General features: G+C 34.2%; 18 protein-coding genes. 8 read left to right on the top strand and 10 right to left on the bottom strand.

The window, feature by feature from the left end; genetic code table 11:
• Positions 1-216 precede the first annotated feature (216 nt).
• The 9 genes from DW114_RS17485 to DW114_RS17445 form a co-directional block, all read right to left on the bottom strand.
• Positions 217-1344 carry an ABC transporter permease subunit gene (locus DW114_RS17485; RefSeq protein ID WP_117455053.1) on the bottom strand — a complete coding sequence of 376 codons (1128 nt, stop codon included), beginning with the start codon at positions 1342-1344 and terminating at the stop codon, positions 217-219.
• Positions 1341-2222: an ABC transporter ATP-binding protein gene (locus DW114_RS17480; protein ID WP_117455051.1), complete on the bottom strand. Its 882-nt coding sequence runs from the start codon at positions 2220-2222 to the stop codon at positions 1341-1343. Before DW114_RS17480 ends, DW114_RS17485 begins: the two co-directional genes overlap by 4 nt.
• Positions 2223-2318: 96 nt before the next feature.
• Positions 2319-3473: a VWA domain-containing protein gene (locus tag DW114_RS17475; protein ID WP_117455049.1), complete on the bottom strand. Its 1155-nt coding sequence runs from the start codon at positions 3471-3473 to the stop codon at positions 2319-2321.
• A complete protein-coding gene (locus DW114_RS17470) occupies positions 3473-5674 on the bottom strand; it encodes a DUF5682 family protein (RefSeq protein WP_117455047.1) in 2202 nt (733 codons plus the stop codon). The genes DW114_RS17475 and DW114_RS17470 overlap by 1 nt, the downstream gene beginning before the upstream one ends.
• Positions 5674-6762: an ATP-binding protein gene (locus DW114_RS17465; protein ID WP_117455045.1), complete on the bottom strand. Its 1089-nt coding sequence runs from the start codon at positions 6760-6762 to the stop codon at positions 5674-5676. The genes DW114_RS17470 and DW114_RS17465 overlap by 1 nt, the downstream gene beginning before the upstream one ends.
• Positions 6763-6765: 3 nt before the next feature.
• Positions 6766-8682, bottom strand: coding sequence for a hypothetical protein (locus DW114_RS17460; protein WP_117455043.1), 1917 nt, complete (start codon positions 8680-8682; stop codon positions 6766-6768).
• Between the two features lie 13 nt (positions 8683-8695).
• On the bottom strand, positions 8696-10117 hold the full coding sequence (locus tag DW114_RS17455; RefSeq protein WP_117455041.1) for an SWIM zinc finger family protein: 1422 nt from the start codon (positions 10115-10117) through the stop codon (positions 8696-8698).
• A gap of 334 nt (positions 10118-10451) precedes the next feature.
• Positions 10452-11009: a manganese efflux pump MntP family protein gene (locus tag DW114_RS17450; protein WP_117455039.1), complete on the bottom strand. Its 558-nt coding sequence runs from the start codon at positions 11007-11009 to the stop codon at positions 10452-10454.
• A 215-nt stretch (positions 11010-11224) separates the two neighbouring features.
• Positions 11225-11968, bottom strand: coding sequence for a hypothetical protein (locus DW114_RS17445; RefSeq protein ID WP_117455037.1), 744 nt, complete (start codon positions 11966-11968; stop codon positions 11225-11227).
• A gap of 206 nt (positions 11969-12174) precedes the next feature.
• Between DW114_RS17445 and ispF the strand changes: the two genes are divergently transcribed.
• Positions 12175-12651 carry a 2-C-methyl-D-erythritol 2,4-cyclodiphosphate synthase gene (ispF, locus tag DW114_RS17440; RefSeq protein ID WP_117455035.1) on the top strand — a complete coding sequence of 159 codons (477 nt, stop codon included), beginning with the start codon at positions 12175-12177 and terminating at the stop codon, positions 12649-12651.
• Between the two features lie 232 nt (positions 12652-12883).
• On the opposite strand, the gene DW114_RS17435 is transcribed toward ispF, so the two are convergent.
• On the bottom strand, positions 12884-13213 hold the full coding sequence (locus tag DW114_RS17435; protein ID WP_117455033.1) for a hypothetical protein: 330 nt from the start codon (positions 13211-13213) through the stop codon (positions 12884-12886).
• Between the two features lie 351 nt (positions 13214-13564).
• Here DW114_RS17435 and DW114_RS17430 point away from each other — a divergent pair, with 351 nt between their 5' ends.
• The 7 genes from DW114_RS17430 (at position 13565) to DW114_RS17400 (ending at position 18011) form a co-directional block, all read left to right on the top strand.
• The gene (locus DW114_RS17430) at positions 13565-14080 is read left to right on the top strand and encodes a hypothetical protein (RefSeq protein ID WP_117455031.1); all 516 of its coding nucleotides are present in this window, start codon (positions 13565-13567) and stop codon (positions 14078-14080) included.
• 112 nt (positions 14081-14192) lie between these two features.
• Positions 14193-14876, top strand: coding sequence for a LytR/AlgR family response regulator transcription factor (locus DW114_RS17425; protein ID WP_117455029.1), 684 nt, complete (start codon positions 14193-14195; stop codon positions 14874-14876).
• Positions 14877-14881: 5 nt separating this feature from the next.
• Positions 14882-16141, top strand: a complete 1260-nt coding sequence (locus tag DW114_RS17420; protein ID WP_158552328.1) for a sensor histidine kinase — start codon at positions 14882-14884, stop codon at positions 16139-16141.
• On the top strand, positions 16138-16794 hold the full coding sequence (locus tag DW114_RS17415; protein WP_117455024.1) for a YhfC family glutamic-type intramembrane protease: 657 nt from the start codon (positions 16138-16140) through the stop codon (positions 16792-16794). Before DW114_RS17420 ends, DW114_RS17415 begins: the two co-directional genes overlap by 4 nt.
• Positions 16781-17242: a DUF1648 domain-containing protein gene (locus DW114_RS17410; RefSeq protein WP_117455022.1), complete on the top strand. Its 462-nt coding sequence runs from the start codon at positions 16781-16783 to the stop codon at positions 17240-17242. The genes DW114_RS17415 and DW114_RS17410 overlap by 14 nt, the downstream gene beginning before the upstream one ends.
• Positions 17239-17640, top strand: a complete 402-nt coding sequence (locus DW114_RS17405) for a DUF3887 domain-containing protein (RefSeq protein ID WP_117455020.1) — start codon at positions 17239-17241, stop codon at positions 17638-17640. The genes DW114_RS17410 and DW114_RS17405 overlap by 4 nt, the downstream gene beginning before the upstream one ends.
• Positions 17637-18011 (top strand): hypothetical protein, encoded by a 375-nt coding sequence (locus tag DW114_RS17400; RefSeq protein WP_117455018.1) that lies wholly within the window; start codon positions 17637-17639, stop codon positions 18009-18011. The genes DW114_RS17405 and DW114_RS17400 overlap by 4 nt, the downstream gene beginning before the upstream one ends.
• Positions 18012-18016: the final 5 nt, after the last annotated feature.

Below are 18016 nucleotides of genomic sequence, written 5' to 3'. Positions count from 1 at the left end.
TCACTAGATATCACTTTTCATTGTTGTCAATACCCTTAACTTATTGGCATTGATGATTAACTTAACTTCTTTTCTTTTCATATTACGCAATATTTCAAATTTAATAAATTCCCTCATTGCTTACCCTCCATTAGCTTCTGCAGTTTACTTAAAGTGATAACAGATGCTTTTTTTGATTCTACCATTTTGGATATTAGTAATTACTCATTTTTATGGTTATACAGTAATATCTTTCCTTTTTAAGGATCTTATACTTATTTCTATGAACACAAATGACACGGCTAATCCTATTATAATACTTTGTATTGTTCCATGATACTGGATGATATCTTTATTGAATGGATAACAAAGTGGAATATATGGATATAACCAGCGATAATCTAATATTTGTTGAAAGACAATTACCATCATATAACATGATAATATAGTAACTAACGTTACAGAAGAAGAGAAAGTCCAAGATGATATGAAGATTGTTATTGCAGATAATGACATCAGTGCCATAACAAATATAGCTAACATAAGAAATACAGCTTGATAGAAAGGATAAATTTCTGGATAAACGGCATATGGATAAATAATGTTTCCAAATCCAAATTTAATGCCGGATATGAAAAAGACACTACTAATCATTGCAATATATGCTATGATTAATAAACCAATAAAAATAGTTTTAGAAATTAGGATAGTTGAACGTGAATAATTTGAAGTATATAGTGATTTATAGCTACTATTTTCAAATTCTATTGCTACTATGTCAAAAACTAATAAGAGAAATGGAAAAGCTATGAATAGTCCAACATAATCAGAAAATAAAAGATTAAATAGATTTAATGAATTACATGAATATGGACTATTCATTATTTCTATATGATTATCCACAATGTATTGGTCTTTCTGTATTTGCTCTTTTATCGTCCTGATTGTTAATCTATTAATTGGATCTAAATCATAATTTTTCTTTCTTCCATCTAAAACCAGATGATACCATTCGATTTGTTCCTTAACAAACTCTTCATTTTTGTAGTCTTTTTTCATGTATCCTGATGATAAAATCAGAGAGGATGTAGATAGATTATCCCAAAATTTTTTTTGTTGTTTAAACTCTTCTTTTTTCGTTCCTTCCTCCATATATTTCATTGAAGTTTCTATATTCTTAACCATTTTGGAAGAATATACACTTGCATTTGTCATTTCAGTGTACATTTTATTTGGGTATTGCTGATCTTGGTAATCATTATATGCAATGAACATACCGAGAAATAGTAAAGTAGCAAGCACCACAACAATATTTTTTTTGTTATAAATAAACTTTTTTAATTCATATTTAAATAGCTGCGTCATTTTGTTACCTCATAGATTTTGGAATATTCATCTTCTAAATCATCCTCTATTTTTATCACATCCAAAATATTCAGTTTTTGTAAAACCAAATTTTGAATTAATTGAGATAATTCTTTTTCATCCTTAATCGTAAATTGATAGGATAGATTATCAATTGCCATACACTCATAATCATTATTATAATTTGTTAATGCCTTATCTAATTTGATAATATATTTGGTTGTCGTAGAATTTTTCTCCACTTCATTTATTTTTCCATGGTCTAAATAGATAATTCTATCCGCGATTTTCTCAATCTCATTTAATTGGTGTGAGGATATTAAAAGCGCCATGTTATATTTATTCACCATATTTCTTAATTCTTCTCTCAACTCAAATATACCTGTTGGATCCAAACCATTCATTGGTTCATCTAGCATAAGAAAATTTGGTTCGCTTAACAAAGCAATAGCTAAGGCTAAACGCTGCTTCATTCCTAATGAATATGCTGACACTTTTTTGTTTATATGTTTTCCTAATCTACTATAATCAATCATTTCTTGTAATCTTTGTTTAGATACATCATGCAGGCTGGCAAATAATTTTATATTTTGTAAACCGGTCATAGTCAGAAAAAGGCCAGGTCCTTCGATCAATGAGGCTTGCTTTTTCAGAGCGTTTTTTCTATCTTTCACTAAATCATATCCACATATATTAATGGAGCCGGCATCAATATTAATCAGATTACACATACATTTCATCAAAGTACTTTTACCAGCACCGTTAGGCCCTATGAAGCCAACAATCTCGCCTTTATATATTTCAAAAGAAATATCATCTAAAACAAGTTGTTTTCCATAAGATTTAGACAAATTTTTTACTGTAACAATTTTTTCCATAATTTTCTCCTCATATAATTTCTCTAAAATAACACTTGAAATTCTCCTATGCTAGTAAAACTATAATCTGTATATCTTCCTTTGTCATTTTAATTCCTAATTTTTCATAAATTGGGATAAGTCCTGCTTCTGTAAAACTGCATGTAATAGTTCTGGCAGTTTTTCTGGTGCACAGGCGAAACATGGGATGCCAAGATTGGCAATTTTTTGCGCCATATCTTGACTATAGTATGGTTTTCCACCATCCTGAATGGCCAGTAAACATACAACCAGAACACCAGAGTCTTTTATATCCTGCAGACGATGTAATAATCCTGCATGATTGCCACCTTCTTCAAGATCGGAAATTAAGAAGAAAATCGTCTTATCTGGTTCTTCGATCAGCTGTTCACAATACTTCACGGATTTATGAATATCAGTACCACCACCTAATTGAAAGCCATATAATAAATCAACTGGATCATTACATAAGTCACTGAGATCCATAATGGTTGTATCAAAGGCAACAACGTTTGTTTTTACAGCATTCATACTCGCAAGAATACAGGCAGTCACAGAAGAATACATGATTGAACTGGACATAGAACCACTTTGGTCAATATCCAGAATAACATGCCAGTGATTGCTTTTTTGTTTACGATCAAAGAAGTAGACACGTTCAGGGATAATGGTTTGTAGATCACTGGAATAGTGTTTTAGGTTCTTTCGTATTGTATAGGGAAAGTCGATGGCAGCAGCACTTGGTAAAGGAGAATGCTCTTTTTTCTGAAGGGCTGCGTGTACACTGCGTTTTAAGTCTGAGGAGATCTGATTGTTTATGATATCCACAATTTTCTGGATATATGCTCTTGCCTGATCTTTGGATTTGGATGGAATCATATCTTTTAGTGTTAACAGCATACTTGCCATTTCGATATCCGGCTCTAATTGTTCAAGCAATTCTGGTTCCATTAATAATTGTTTCCAGCCTTTACGTTCAATGGCATCCTGTTGGATAACTTTCACAAGCTCTGGATCAAAGAGGGTACGGACATCCTTCATCCATTTTGTGATGTGCGGACTGCTGGCACCTTTTCCAGCACCACCCATTTGATTTTGGCTTCCTTCTCCACCATAGATTGCCGCAAGTGCTGTATCCATCATAATATCACGATCAGTTAAAGAAAAGCCTTCCTGCATACTTTCAAAATCTTGCTGGGTATCTTCGCCAAGAATCATTCTCCAGCGGGTTAGTTCTTTATTTTGTTCCATTAGAAATCACCAAAATCAAAATCTTCTAATTCATTTAAAAGATCTTGTTCCTCTTTCTTTAATTCTGTATTTAATATTTCCGCAACACTGTCCTGGTCAAGATGCCATAAGCTTCCCAGGTTTTGCGCAATTTCATGTTTTTCTTTGGCACTATACATGCTGAAAGCTCTTCTTAAATACAACAAAGCACGTAAAAAATCATCATCCTCTAGTTCTTGGATGTAATCATCTAATTGCTTCCAGATGAAAGAACGGGCAATGAGCGCATAGTGGTTTTTCATCATAAAGCCTTCAAACCAGTTCGCTGCGATATCCACAGGTACACCATGGGATACATGATAAATCACAATACGCTGGAATTCATCTTCTTTTAGTAGGCCACGTTCTAAAAGGATAGCCGTCGCATAGCCACTGAGCAGTTGATTGATATCATCACGAAGGGATAATTCATTTAATACCTGAATCCATTCCTCTTCCATGTAGTGATCATGCTGGATAGATAAATCATTGATGGTTTTTAAACCTTCCATGATACTATGTGATACTTTATCATCACATTGACAGCTGCTTACACATAATAAAATGGCACGATAGAATAATTGATGAAATAATGGCTCTATGGCATCATTTTCCATACGGCGTAAGGTATGAAAACGCATGATATAACTTAATCGTTTTGCGGTTTTTACAATATCTTCAAAGGATGAGGAATCTATCGCAAGTTTTTGTATTGCTTCTAAGGCATGTGACATACTGTCATTAAGGCCGCACAGAAATGCTTCTTCCATTAAAGTAGCGCATGCATTCATATTGGTGGCATCTGCCAGCTTTTGTTTGATGGAAAACTGAGCCGCATAGGCGACACTTTCTCCATACAAAGAATTTTCAATCAATGTAATTTCTGCTTCACTACTCCATTTTAATTCCCAGATTTCCTTCCAGTCAGCGGACTGCTGGGTATTTGGCTGCAGCACACAAAATGGAATGTTTAGAAAGCGCAATTGATGTAAGAAACAGGAACGGCGTAAATCTAAAAAGGCAGATGCTTCTGATTTGACGCTTGTATTTTCACGTAAGTCTAATGCTAATGTATTGGCATTCATGGTATTGAAACGCTCCAGTTTCAAAGTTTTTAACTGTGTATAAAAATCATTTTGTATGGCTGTCTTTGACATACCTTTGGGAAGATAACCCATCGTGGTGCCAATCTCACATGCCATAAAGGCTTCCATAAGTTCAGCCTGATTTCCATATCCCATGCAGGTAATCGCCGCATCTTTTAAATCTTGAAGGGAAGGAATCTGTTCCTGATGCATAGCTGATAAGCTTTGGGCTAATTGTAAAGCTTCAATAACTTGTGCTGTAGAACAGTTAAATCCATGTTCCCTTTGATACAGGGAAAGCTTGGATAAATAAGCATAGGCACATTGCTCCATGTGTCCATCTTTCGCATAATCCCATAATAATTCATAATACGCAGGGGCTTTATTACCGGCACCATATCCAGATAAGGATGATAATCGAAAGTAAGAATAGGGCATCAGTGTGATATTAGAGATATCTTTTTGTAGTTTTTCATATTGTGCATCTGGTAATACTTTTGCCTCCATGATTCCTTCTATATGAAAAGCTCCACACACCACAACAATATCATCTTCATGGATTCCCTGTTTGATCAGCTTTTGGATGGTTGTGTTCATGTATGATTCACGTAATAAAGTAAATTCATCCGCAGGTTTTATTTCACGTAAATTATGTGCGAAAAATGTAACGGCTTTTTGGAAAGCATCACTGTTAGTTTCATGTTCAAAGATACGTTCCCATTGATCATTGGCATCCATATCCAAATCAATTTCATAATCCTGCCTTGTGTCATCTTTTGTATCGAGTGAAAGAAATGCAGATGTTGGAAGATCCATAAAAGCACAAGGTATATTGTGGGCTTTTGCCCATTTCATGGCGACGTATTCAGGGGAATATTTCGCATATGGATATAGAATAGAATGAATCGGAGAGCTTGTTGTATATGCCATAATCGCAAATGGCGGTTGTAATTGATCCTGTGTGATATCCTCTATCATATCGTTACAGTCACTTGGTCCTTCTATCAAGATATATGCAGGATGCTTCTGTTCAAGATATGCACATAAATGAAGGGAGGACGCAGGTGATAAATGTCGTATACCAAAGATATGCGCCATTATTTATTTAACTCCATACATGCATGATAGAGTTCATAATAGGATATTCCTTTTTTCTTTAATATATTTTCCAGGTATTCTTTCCATGCTAGGGCATCTTTGGATTCATCCTTGACGATAGCACCCTGAAGTCCTGCGGCAACATCTTGTGCGCGTATTTTCCCATCACCAAAGCTTGCGGCAAGTGCCATACTGTTTGCTAAAAGTGAAATTGCTTCTGCGGCAGACAGTACACCGGAGGTTGTTTTTACTTTATGCTTTCCATCTAAAGTAGTACCATTTCTAAGTTCACGAAAGATTGTAACAACACGTTCAATGATATCCTGATCAGGTACTTTTGCCATAAGACCTAACGATTCAGATAATTGAGAAACACGCTGTTCAACGATTTCCATTTCTGTTTTTAAATCTTTTGGCGCTGGTAAGACAACGATATTAAAACGACGTTTTAATGCAGCGGACATCTCATTAACACCTTTATCTCTAGTATTGGCAGTGGCAATTACGGAGAATCCTTTTTTTGCTGGGATTTCCATATTTAATTCCGGGATAGATACACGTTTTTCAGATAAGATTGAGATTAATGCATCTTGTACCTCACTGGCACAACGGCTGATTTCTTCAAAACGCACAATACTACCAGTTTCCATTGCATGTAATAAAGGACTTTTTACTAATGCTTCCTCACTTGGACCTTTCGCAATTAACATGGCATAGTTCCATGAATAACGGATAGCTTCCTCACTGGTACCAGCAGTACCCTGAATAACTTTGGTAGAATCACCATTGATGGCAGCACATAAATGTTCACTCAGCCATGATTTGGCAGTACCAGGTTCTCCAATCAACAATAAAGCACGATCAGTGACCAGAGTCGCAATCGCAATTTCTACTAAGCGATCATTACCAATATATTTTGGCGTGATTTTCATACCACCGCTTTTTCCACCACATATATACGTGAATACAGAACGTGGTGACATCTTCCATCCTTGTGGAATAGGGTATTTTTCATTGGCGATTAAAGTATCTAATTCTAATTGGTAAAGCATCTCTGCGCTCAGGCGTTGAAATTCTTGTTTATCCATGGATTAATATTCCTCACTTTCTTCAATACCGTGAATGGCACTTTCGATATAATAATACTCCCGGTTGTTTGCATTTTTACTTTTCAAATGGGATAACAGGGCGTGAAATACATGAAAAGCCTCTTCTTCTGTACAGAAACTTTCTGTAATGGCTACAATTTCATATTGATTGCATTTCGCACCTTTTAGATATGTGGTAAGATCATTGGCGATAGGAAGACCATATAATTTTTTGATATAAATATGGCAGATGGTATGCTTGTTTTTTTCAAAGTATGGAAGTATGATATCTTTTAATTCCATATCATCAAGATTTGCGAGCTGAACCATAATGCGGCTGCATAAAGGCAGTTCACGACCATAAACGATTTCTTCATTCTTCTTGAAAATACCTTTTGTGACAGTCTTTTTATCCAATAATAACTCTATCCAGCGCATATCTAAGGTATCACCTAATAGAATTTCTATCGTATCCTGTTTTAAGGCATCACTTAAAAGCTTTACTTTAAATACATATTGTTTTTTATCCTCATCATACACAACATACTTCCATATATCTGCATATAATTCTCTTGCTTTTTTGACATCGATGCATTGTGTCAGACGATCATAAGCGTGTGCATAATCTTCTAAGAATAACATACGTGCATATACAGGTGTGGCAATGAGTGGATATTGTTTATATAAGGCTTCAATCATAGAAATGATATCTTCACTTCGATATTTCAGATAGGTGTGAAATAAAGTTTCCATAACATATTCTGATATTTTTAATGGTGTCACAATCGGGTGCATAAAGTTGATTGGGTGAATATTTTCAAAGTTACGGGTGATTTTGTAAAGATGTTTATGCGAATCTCTGATTTCCCATAATGGCTGGTCATGATCCATAATCCAGGTAAGCAGGTCCATGATGGTATCCCCAGTTTTGTAGGCCAGAAGGGAAAGCAACTCTTCTAATGCATCCTCTTCATCATATGTAGTGAGTTGTGGATTCTTCATGAGAAATTCCAGCTGCTCTTTTACAGTTATACACAGGCTTTGTATGATTTCTTCATGATTAGAATATAAAGCATAGTTTAAGAATTTCTTGTTTTTCTTGGTTTTTGTGAGTAGATATTCATCTACTGCATCATCACGAATACGGCTAAGAGCATGTAATGCAGCTTCTTTTAATTTACCTTTTTCACTATCTGCGATATGCATCAGATAATCACGATTGTTATCATCACAAGATAAGCCCATGACGATTTCTTTTTGAATGGCAGGCTGTGCCAATGGATACATTTTTAAATAGAATGCATTCTCTTCTTTTCCGCCAAGCTGTACGATTAATTTGATTCTTCTCAACATTTCTTTTTTACCAGCTGGGTCGAATCCATCTTTCAATAGTGGGACAATTTTCTTTCCACAATATTTTAAAATTTCTTCATTTAAATCCGCAAGCTCAGCATAGGTATCACCTAAGTCTTGAATCACATAGGGAAGTAAACGATAGTCCTGAAATAATTCAGGATGACGAATCCATGTAGAATGCACAATATCATAACGACCGCTCCCGGTTGTGGATAATGCCTGAATCAATGGTTTTAATTGTGAATATTTGATATTGGTATAAGCTTTTTCCGTAAGGATAGAAATGCTTTGGGTTTCTTCTTCATATTTCCAGTCTGCCTGTGTGATCAACAAGGCATCCAAGAAGGCCAGGGCTTCTAAAATGTTGGATTCTAAATGTTCCTGATCTTCAAAGATGGCTTTGCATAAAGCAGACAGTTTTTGAAAGACAGGTGATTTTGCGGCCAGTGTATCTACCTTTTGTAAGATGGTGGAAAGTCGCTCATCACTTAATAATATATTACTACCAGCAATTAATCCAGTTTGTAAACGGGTTTGTAATTCTAATAAAATTTGTTTCAACATGCTTGTCCACCTCCTAATACAATAGGCGAACGATATGTTCGCTGCTGATGATACTCATTGGTTTTGCCAATAGCTGATGTGTTTTATGATCATAGGAAAAAATCACAAGAGCACATTGATGATGAAGCAGACCTTCTTTAGGAAGGCTGGTAAAAGCATGTAAAGAACTGCCCTTCATAGAGGATAACGTCAACATATTGCCACTCGCATCTACCATCACAAAATCATCTTTATGCTGGCGGATTTCCTCATAGCGAATTACCATGGCAAGTTCTTTATGAGCAAGCGGATTTTTTAGTTGATTTTTCACTTCTTTCATGACTTGTTCATAATCATTTTTTGCGATATTCATGATATTGAGATAGTCCTGTGGTTGTATCTGTTCTGTGGTAAAGGCTTCATCATAACGAATCCGGCGGTTACCGCTTTGTGGATATAAATATAAGGTTGGCGCAATTACTTTTTCTAAGAAGCTATCCTCTTCTTTGATATATTTTGCGGCTTTTTTAGGGCGGATATTGATAGTTTTATGAAGCTCTTGTAAAGGATGCACATACCAAAAGCCTTCTTCCACAAACTCTTGTAAAGCTTCATTGTATTCAGCACGAAAACCAAGTTGAATCAGTTCTTGGTTTTCCACATAAAAACCCTGTTCTTTCAATTCATTCAAATTCCATACATGGCCAATCAATTCTTCCATAATTTTATCATCCTGTGTAATTTCTTCTTCATTGATTTTCTTATTTAAATAGGATTTCGCTTTCTTTACAATTTGATGTAATTGTACCAGTTGGGCGATGACACCATCATATATAGCATTTTGCTGCTGGGCACAGTGGGCTTCATAAATCAACATGAGAATCTGGCGCTGTATACCTGGCAGATAATAATCATTCATTTGTTTTGCGATGGCTTCATAATCTTTTAAATTGCTGTTGGTAAATGCCGCAATTCCCATTCTTGTGATATCCTGCAGCATGGTTTCACACATTACAAGACCCTCCAGCTGCTTGTTCCAGCGTTTTTTATTCGCTGTTTTATTTACTTTTTTTGGTTTCGCTGCTTTGTTTTCTTCTTCATCCTTTGGCTGATTACGTTTATTCAAACGTTCTCTTTTCTTTATGATATCCTCAGGTATTTCACATATCTCAAAATCTTTACTTTTCATGATAGCGTATAAAAGACCGATACTGTGTTTACATGGAAACTGTCGGCTAGGGCAGTTACAGCGAAAAACAGGATGTGAGGCATCCTGAAAATCCGCAGATGTTATGTAGTTTTTACTACCGCTGCCACTGCATTCTCCCATATAAAATGTATCATCCTGACTATGATACAGCTTTATAAACTTTCCGCTTTGATAGATAGCTTTACCATTCTTTAAGGCACTCGCATTGACTGCCTGTTCCTCTATCCAGCTTTCTTTTAAATCCATTGATTTCCCTCCTGTCATGTTCTTTCTTCTATTTTATCATAGATGATAGATGAATTGGGTAAGGGAGTAGGAAATAATACTAGTTTTATAATTATGAATATATTCAAATGAAAAAAGATATTTTTTTGCTGTCTTTATGCTTTTACTGTTGTAAATAGTAACCTTGATCATTTACTGGATGATAGAAAATAAGATTATGGATATTTTATTCTGATAATGGATCTGCATATAATTTTATAAAACTATGCAGTAAAACCATAAATTTGACTGTTTTTCTGCATATAGCTACAAAAAACTATGCAGAAAGAAAAAGATATCCTTAAGAAAGATATCTTTAGAAAAATAGATGTTCAATCAAAATTTTAGTACCAATACCAATTAAGATGATACCACCAAGAATGCCTGCATACTTTTCAAGAACACCACCTAATCGATTGCCGATCACAACAGCGATAATACTTAATACAAAAGTGGTAATACCGATAATGGAAGCTGCCATCCAGATGTTTACCTGAAGAAATGCAAAGCTAATGCCTACGGCTAGAGCATCTATAGATGTCGCAATTGCTAATACGATAATCGTAGATAACGTTAAGGAACTATCAACATCCTCTTCTCCTTTAACGGCTTCTCTTATCATATTTAATCCGATGACTGCCAATAAACCAAATGCAATCCAATGATCGACACTTGAAATTAATTCTTGAAAATAACTTCCTACCCACCATCCGATTACGGGCATACCAGCCTGAAATAAACCAAAGAAGAATCCAAGGATGATCGCATATTTCCAAACTTCCTGTTTCTTCATTGTCATACCTTTTGCGATACTTACCGCAAAGGCATCCATACTCAATCCAATACCAATCATAAAAATTGAAATTACACTCATATCGTTTTCCTCCAAAAATAAAACGAGACTCAACGTGAAAAATCCACGCATAAGTCTCGTTATTTACTGTTTAAGCCAGATTCACTATGAATCATTATGTTGACTTAACAACTCTTTTGAGCTAACTACTCCCTTAGGCTTGTCTATCATAACAAATAAAATAATAAATTTCAACACTAATCTAAAAAAACACCTGCTTTTACACAGGTGTCTTGCTATTTAACTTCTTTAAACTCAGAGAAATCTGGGAATGTCAATGCTTTTCCTTTATTGATATCGTTGAATTCAATCGTAATTTTTCCACTGATTGGTTCATCTTTTCCACTAGCATTTTTTTGTGTACCTTCAAAATCAATGACAGCTTTTGTGATAAAATCATCCTGACGTGTTGCTGTTAGATTAAATTTAGAAATTGTACTGTCTTTTACATTTGCTGTAGCTGCAATTTCGCTGCTTTCTGCTTTTTTTGCGATATTATTTACTTTATCAGCATCTAATTCTAATACTAAAGAATCACCTTTTAATTCAGCTTTCTTCAAATAAGGCTTGATTTCATCTTTCTTTAAATTGAACTTTTCAAACTTTGTTTCTTCCTGTTCAATTTCTGTTGCAGGACCTTTGCCTTTCATACCCATCATATCATAATAAACAACGTTATCTTTCATATACAGCTTCATGAAACCATCCATTTTTTGTCCTTGTGATTCCATGTCCACAACAGCTGTAAATGAAGGTTTAGCAGTATCTGCCAAATAACCGCCAGAGATTTTTAAAGTTGCAGTTTCATCTCCACTTTTTGCATCCATTCCCATGGAATACGTTGCAGTTTTCATTTCCACAATTTTGTTTAAGGATGTTTCTAATGCATCTAATGCTTTATCCTGTACTTTACTGCCACTGCATGCTGCCATAGAAAATAATAATCCGGCACTACATATTAAGGTTAATAATTTTTTCATAAATGTCTCCTTTTCATTCCTTTGTGATTTTACTATATCATAAACTTTCGCATATGAACATGATTTTTTTAAAAATTAGATTTTTATATTTTACAAATATGTTATTGTACGAATTAAGATATCCATTTCCAAATAGGAAAGCTGAAAAAGCATTTGCAAAAATAATTCGTTTCTTGTACACTAATGCTAGAAAGGTGGTAATAATCATGTTTCGTATAGGACAATCCACGGATATACATCAATTGGTAGAAGGAAGAAAACTTATCATCGGGGGTGTGGAAATTCCACATACCAAAGGTTTATTAGGGCATTCTGATGCGGATGTGCTAACACATGCAATCGCAGAAAGTATTTTGGGAGCTTTAGCATTGGGAGATTTAGGAAAACATTTTCCTGATACAGATCCTGCATATAAAGATATGGATAGTATCTGGATGCTTGGCAAAGTGTATGATATGATGACAGAAAAAGGGTATCGTATCAATAATCTTGATGCACTTGTTATGATTGAACGACCAAAGATGGCACCCCATATTGAAGCTATGCGCAAGAATATTGCGAATGCTTTACATTGTGATCTGGAGGCAGTATCTATCAAGGCAACTCGTGGAGAAAAGATGGGTTTTGTAGGTAGAGAAGAAGGCGTGCAGGCACAATGTGTAACCCTTTTAACAAGTATTTAGCTAGTAGGACTGTTGTTTATGATCAAAAGTTACAACCTCTACATAACTAAACAATCAGTAAAGTATATATTCCATTAATGGAACAAATATCAGATACCTATGGAAATTAAGATTCTTTCATAGGTCTTTTTATTACACCACTTTATAAAAAAATCAGTATAGCCAAAAATGGGTATACTGATAACAAAAGATATAAGACATGATTCATCATTTACATGTATAAATGTAAAAACTATTTGTTTTCATGTTTGCTAAATAATCCTCCATTGTACTTAAATGAAAAATAGATTAGCAGTATTACACCAATTATTACAAATCCTAATCCAATTTTATCACCTAAATTTTCGTTCACTGACATATTTACTAAGGGCATAGATAGCACACCTACTGCTACAACAAAAATAGAGAAACCTGTAGCTTTTTCATATGCTTTTATATCTTCCTTAAGTACATTAGCATAATGATACTTGTGGATTAAATCAATTTTTCCTTTAAATGCTATCAAATATGCCACAAAAACTAAAGCGATTCCTACTATTATAGCAATTATATTTTTTTCCATTTTTTCTCCTTGAGTAGTTTTTATAAAGGATTTTCGCCTTTATATTTACCTGAAGTATATCACTTTCTAATTACATTTTAAAGTAGATTTGTTTTCAATTTTAATATTCTATAATTATAATATCTTAGATATTTAGATAAATATATATATCAATATAGCATATATTTTGTTTACTATGTAATGACTATATGTATGTTGTGCTTCCAGTATAACGGATAATGTCGTATTCAGCAGCATATTTTCCATTTTTTTATACTTTAGGTGTACAAGCAAAGAAGCTATCCTTTAATTTTTCATGAAACAAACAAAAGATGAAATGTAAATGATATAATGGAATAGAGGATGGTTATTATGAAAAAGAAAATAAAAATCACAATAGGCTGTATCATCACATTACTTGCCATTATCATTATCATATATTCCTTAAGCCTAATGAATGGGAAACGATATCAAAAAATGAATATATCACCATCTCAAATATGCGAAATTTATTATTTAAACCCAAAACTTATAGAAAACGATAAAATAACGTTTACTAGAGTTTCAGAAAAAATGAAATCATATAATCAAATAATCTGGCATCAGGATGAGCAACAACTCGAATTGAATTTAGGTTATGCTATACATATACCAAAAAAAGATATCCTGGAAACAAAGGATATACAGACAGAATTTGGACTAATGGAAATCATCATTTGTAACGATAATATATATAAGGAAAGAAAAGAGATTGTTTTTAATTTTCAAACACATGATATAGCGTATAGTGGTACCTTTCAAAGGATGGAGGATACAGAGCTGCTGTCAGAGGAGGATATTCCTAAAATCATAACGATGTTGAAAGAGTGTATACTTACTGAAACATAAAGGTCCTATAGGATCTTTTCTTTTATACGTTTTTTGCTTTACCTCATGCATAGATGGTTGTATAACGAACATTGAAAAGATATAATAAAGACAAGAAAGCAGGGGACAACACATGAAGATAGCATTATGTGACGATGAATTTACAATATTGGAAGAACTAAGTACACTGTTGAAAGATATGGGACATGAGGTGGATTGTTTCCATGATCCAAGACAGTTGATAGATAAAAAATATCCGCTATACTTTTTAGATATTGGGATGGAGGAAATGAATGGGATAGAAACTGGAAATCAGTTAAGAAAGCTGTATCCAAACTGTTGTATTGTCTATCTCACAAACTTTGACGATTATCGAGCGCAGGCTTTTGGCGTACATGCGTTTGATTATCTAAAGAAACCAATTCAAAAATCAGATATAGAAAGGGTTTTGCAGGATGTGAAATCGATGGTTACACAAGTGGAATTATTATGCAGTTTTCATACAAAAGATGGTGTACTACAACTTCCTACTGATGATATCCTGTACTTTGAATTCTTAGGAAGGAATGTGATTCTGCATACTTTGAAACAGGAATATATCATGAGTAAAAGCCTGCATGAAATTGCGGATGAGATGAAAGATTATGACTTTGTTATGCCACATAAAAGTTTCTGTATCAACTTAAAGCATGTAAAACTTTTAAAAGGTTATGATATCACGATGATCAATGGTGATTTGATTCCCTTATCGCAAAAGCGAAGTACCAGTTTCCGAAGTGAATTAAACGATTATTTATATCGTCAGATTAAGAGGTAATGCTTATGAATATATATGTATTTACGTATCTTTGTTCCTTTTGTGCATGTTGTATCACATCATTTGTGCTTCTGCATCATATCGAATGGAAACAAAGTGGTTGGAAGTTTTTTATCGTACTATTTATCAATGCCGCAGTGCTGGCAATCAGTGCTATGAGATACTATCCCCTCAGTAAAAGTGTCATGGTGTTATTCGATGCCCTCTTGTTATATCCTTTCACGAATCGTAAAAAGCCACTGCGCAATATCATGGGATTTGTGATGCTGCTAGGATTATATGAGTATATGTCTTATCCGATTTCCATATATATTTCGGTGTTTATCAATCATGTGGTTACCTTGAATAAATGGTCAATGGCAATAACAATCATTTCTCCACAATTGCTGATTTTATATGCCTATTGGCTGTATCGTCGTTTATCAATTAAAACCAATAAGAAAAAAAGTTTATCCGAAGCATTATTTCAAATCGTTGTTATTCCATTGTTTACCTTTGTGAATTATCAGGTAGTATTGATGATGTGTGCGTATTATTTACAACCGGTTATGATCTGTTTAGTGATTATGGATATGGCTTTTGTGGTATTGTTAGATATCTATCTGTTTTATCTGTTTGAGAAAATCAAAGAAAATGTCATGTTGAAAGAACAGGCAATTCGTTTAGAAGAAATGGGAAAGATGCAGTATACGTATTATCAGAAACTGGAAGAAAAGTATGATCAAAGTCGTGGTATCATTCATGATATGAAACGCCATATGCAAGTATTAGAAAGCAAGGAACTCCCAAAAGAAAATGTGGAACATTATATTGGAGATATGAAAGAACTGTTGAATAACTATTCACATACGGTATATAGCTCTCATCCAATTATCAATGTGATCTTACATGAAAAAATTGATGAAGCCAGAAACGATGGTATTGAAGTAACTTGTCAGATTGCGCCAATTGATTTTAGTTTTATGAAAGAGATTGATGTGACGGTAATCTTCGCCAATTTATTAGATAATGCCATTGATGCATGTGAAGAAACGTTAGGAAATAAATTTATTCATATATGTATTGACCAGATTCATGAGTTTATTGTTATTGCAATCAGCAATTCAACGAAAGAATTTAAGGATATAGAAAAATCAAGCAAACCGGGGCATGCCGGACTTGGTTTGAAAAATGTTGCTCAGACGTTAGATCATTATGGAGGAAATATGCAGGTGACATCTGAAGAACATGAATTTACTATTCACCTGTATATCCCAAGGACATGAAAACAGCAATTGTAATTTTGGTTTGTTTCTTAATGCCCATCCTGCTCACAATCTGTTTATCCAGAAAACAGAAAGGCTTATGGGTATCATTTGTGGTGGGTATGCTGGCATTTGTGATATCGCAGATGGTATTGCGTTTACCTTTATTAAGTATCATGACGCAACAGCGATCCATATCGCTTTTCACATTGAAACATCCTGTTTTATACATTCTTATATTAGCATTCACAGCTGGTTTATTTGAAGAAACAGCAAGGCTGATTGGATTTCAATGTATTAAAAAGAAGCATGCTTCGATCTATGATGCATTTGCATTTGGATTAGGACATGGTGGTATAGAAGCGATGTTGCTAATAGGAATACCTTTATTGAGTGTATCCACAGATTTATCAAGCGTATTACTGGCATGTGGAGAAAGAATACTTGCGATTGCATTCCATGTGGCCATGTCAATCATTGTCTGGTACGGTGTGAAAGAACATAAAAATTACTATATTGGATTGGCAATTGTCCTTCATATGCTGCTTGATTGTTATGCGATACTAGGCAATCAGACATGGGTGATAGAGGGATATATTCTTATTCTTACAGTCATTGTTTGGATTGTATTATATCAAACGATTATAAAGCGAGTCCGATATGAAAACATTTAAAAAAATGATTGGCATATGTGGGTGGCTAGTTTATATCAGTTTTTATGTTTATGTCTTATATATATGGAAGGATATTCCTGAACAAATTGGTTCACATTTCAATTTTCAAGGAGAAATTGATAAATTTGGGCCTCGTTCTTCCTTATATATTATACTGATTGTGATTGCGTTTCTTTATATGATGATGTTAGCTGTGGAACGTTTTTCATGTTCATGGCATTCAACATTAGAAAGACAAAAAGAAAATATGACGATAGCTGTACAATGCTACATCGCCTGTATGCGAGTATATATCATGGTTTGTTTGATATATGTATTTCAGCATTCCATACATGTAACACCGCTTTCTTCATTCTTTATGCCGGTTTTTATATCAGGTTTATCCATATTATCCATATGTATGGGATTATATATGCTGCATAGCAGCAGGAAAGGAAAACGTTTATGAAAAAGATTTTAAGTATTTGTTTGTGTTTAGGATTATTATTAGGAGTCAGTGCATGCAGTAAACAGGATAGTAAAAAAGATGACTATGACGAAGAAAAAGTCGTAGCACTTGCTACGGATATCATCAAGGAAATGAATAATGGGGAATATCAGAAAGTCTTAGATCGGGGAAGTAAGGATGTGAAATCTGTTGGCACAGATGCCTTGAAAGAAGGGATGGATACGTATGTAACACCGCTAGGCACATTCAAAAAAATAGGAGAACATGATTGTATCGCAAAGGATGGTAATGTTACAATTGGCATCATCGCAGAGTATGAAAAAGGTAAGGTACAGTATACCTTATCATTTGATCAAGACGATGTGATGACAGGCATTTACATGAAACCGGTAAAATGAAAAAGTTAGTATTATTATTTTGTTTGATCTGCCTGTGTGGATGTTCATCAAATGATATACCAAAAGAAAAAAAAGAAGAATTAAAACAAAAATCACTTATGTTAATGGAATATCTACAAAAAGGCGAATATGAAAAAGTTGGAAAAGAAGTTTCTCTGGCAGTGGTTGGTTTAGATGCGGAGATATTGCGTCATGAATTTAGTAAGGTACCTGATGTCTATGGTGAATTTCAAAATGTAGACAAAATAAAAATGATGAGAATAGAATCAGGATATCAGGTAATTGTATTTATCAATTTTGAGAATTATAAGGCAGAATATTCTTTTGCGTATGATGAAAATGGCAAAGTTGTGGGAATATACTTTAAGTGAGGCGA

It is taken from the genome of Absiella sp. AM09-50, assembly GCF_003433845.1.
Classification (GTDB): Bacteria; Bacillota_I; Bacilli_A; order Erysipelotrichales; family Erysipelotrichaceae; genus Hoskinsella; species Hoskinsella hominis.
This window is presented reverse-complemented; position numbering and strand designations above follow the sequence as displayed.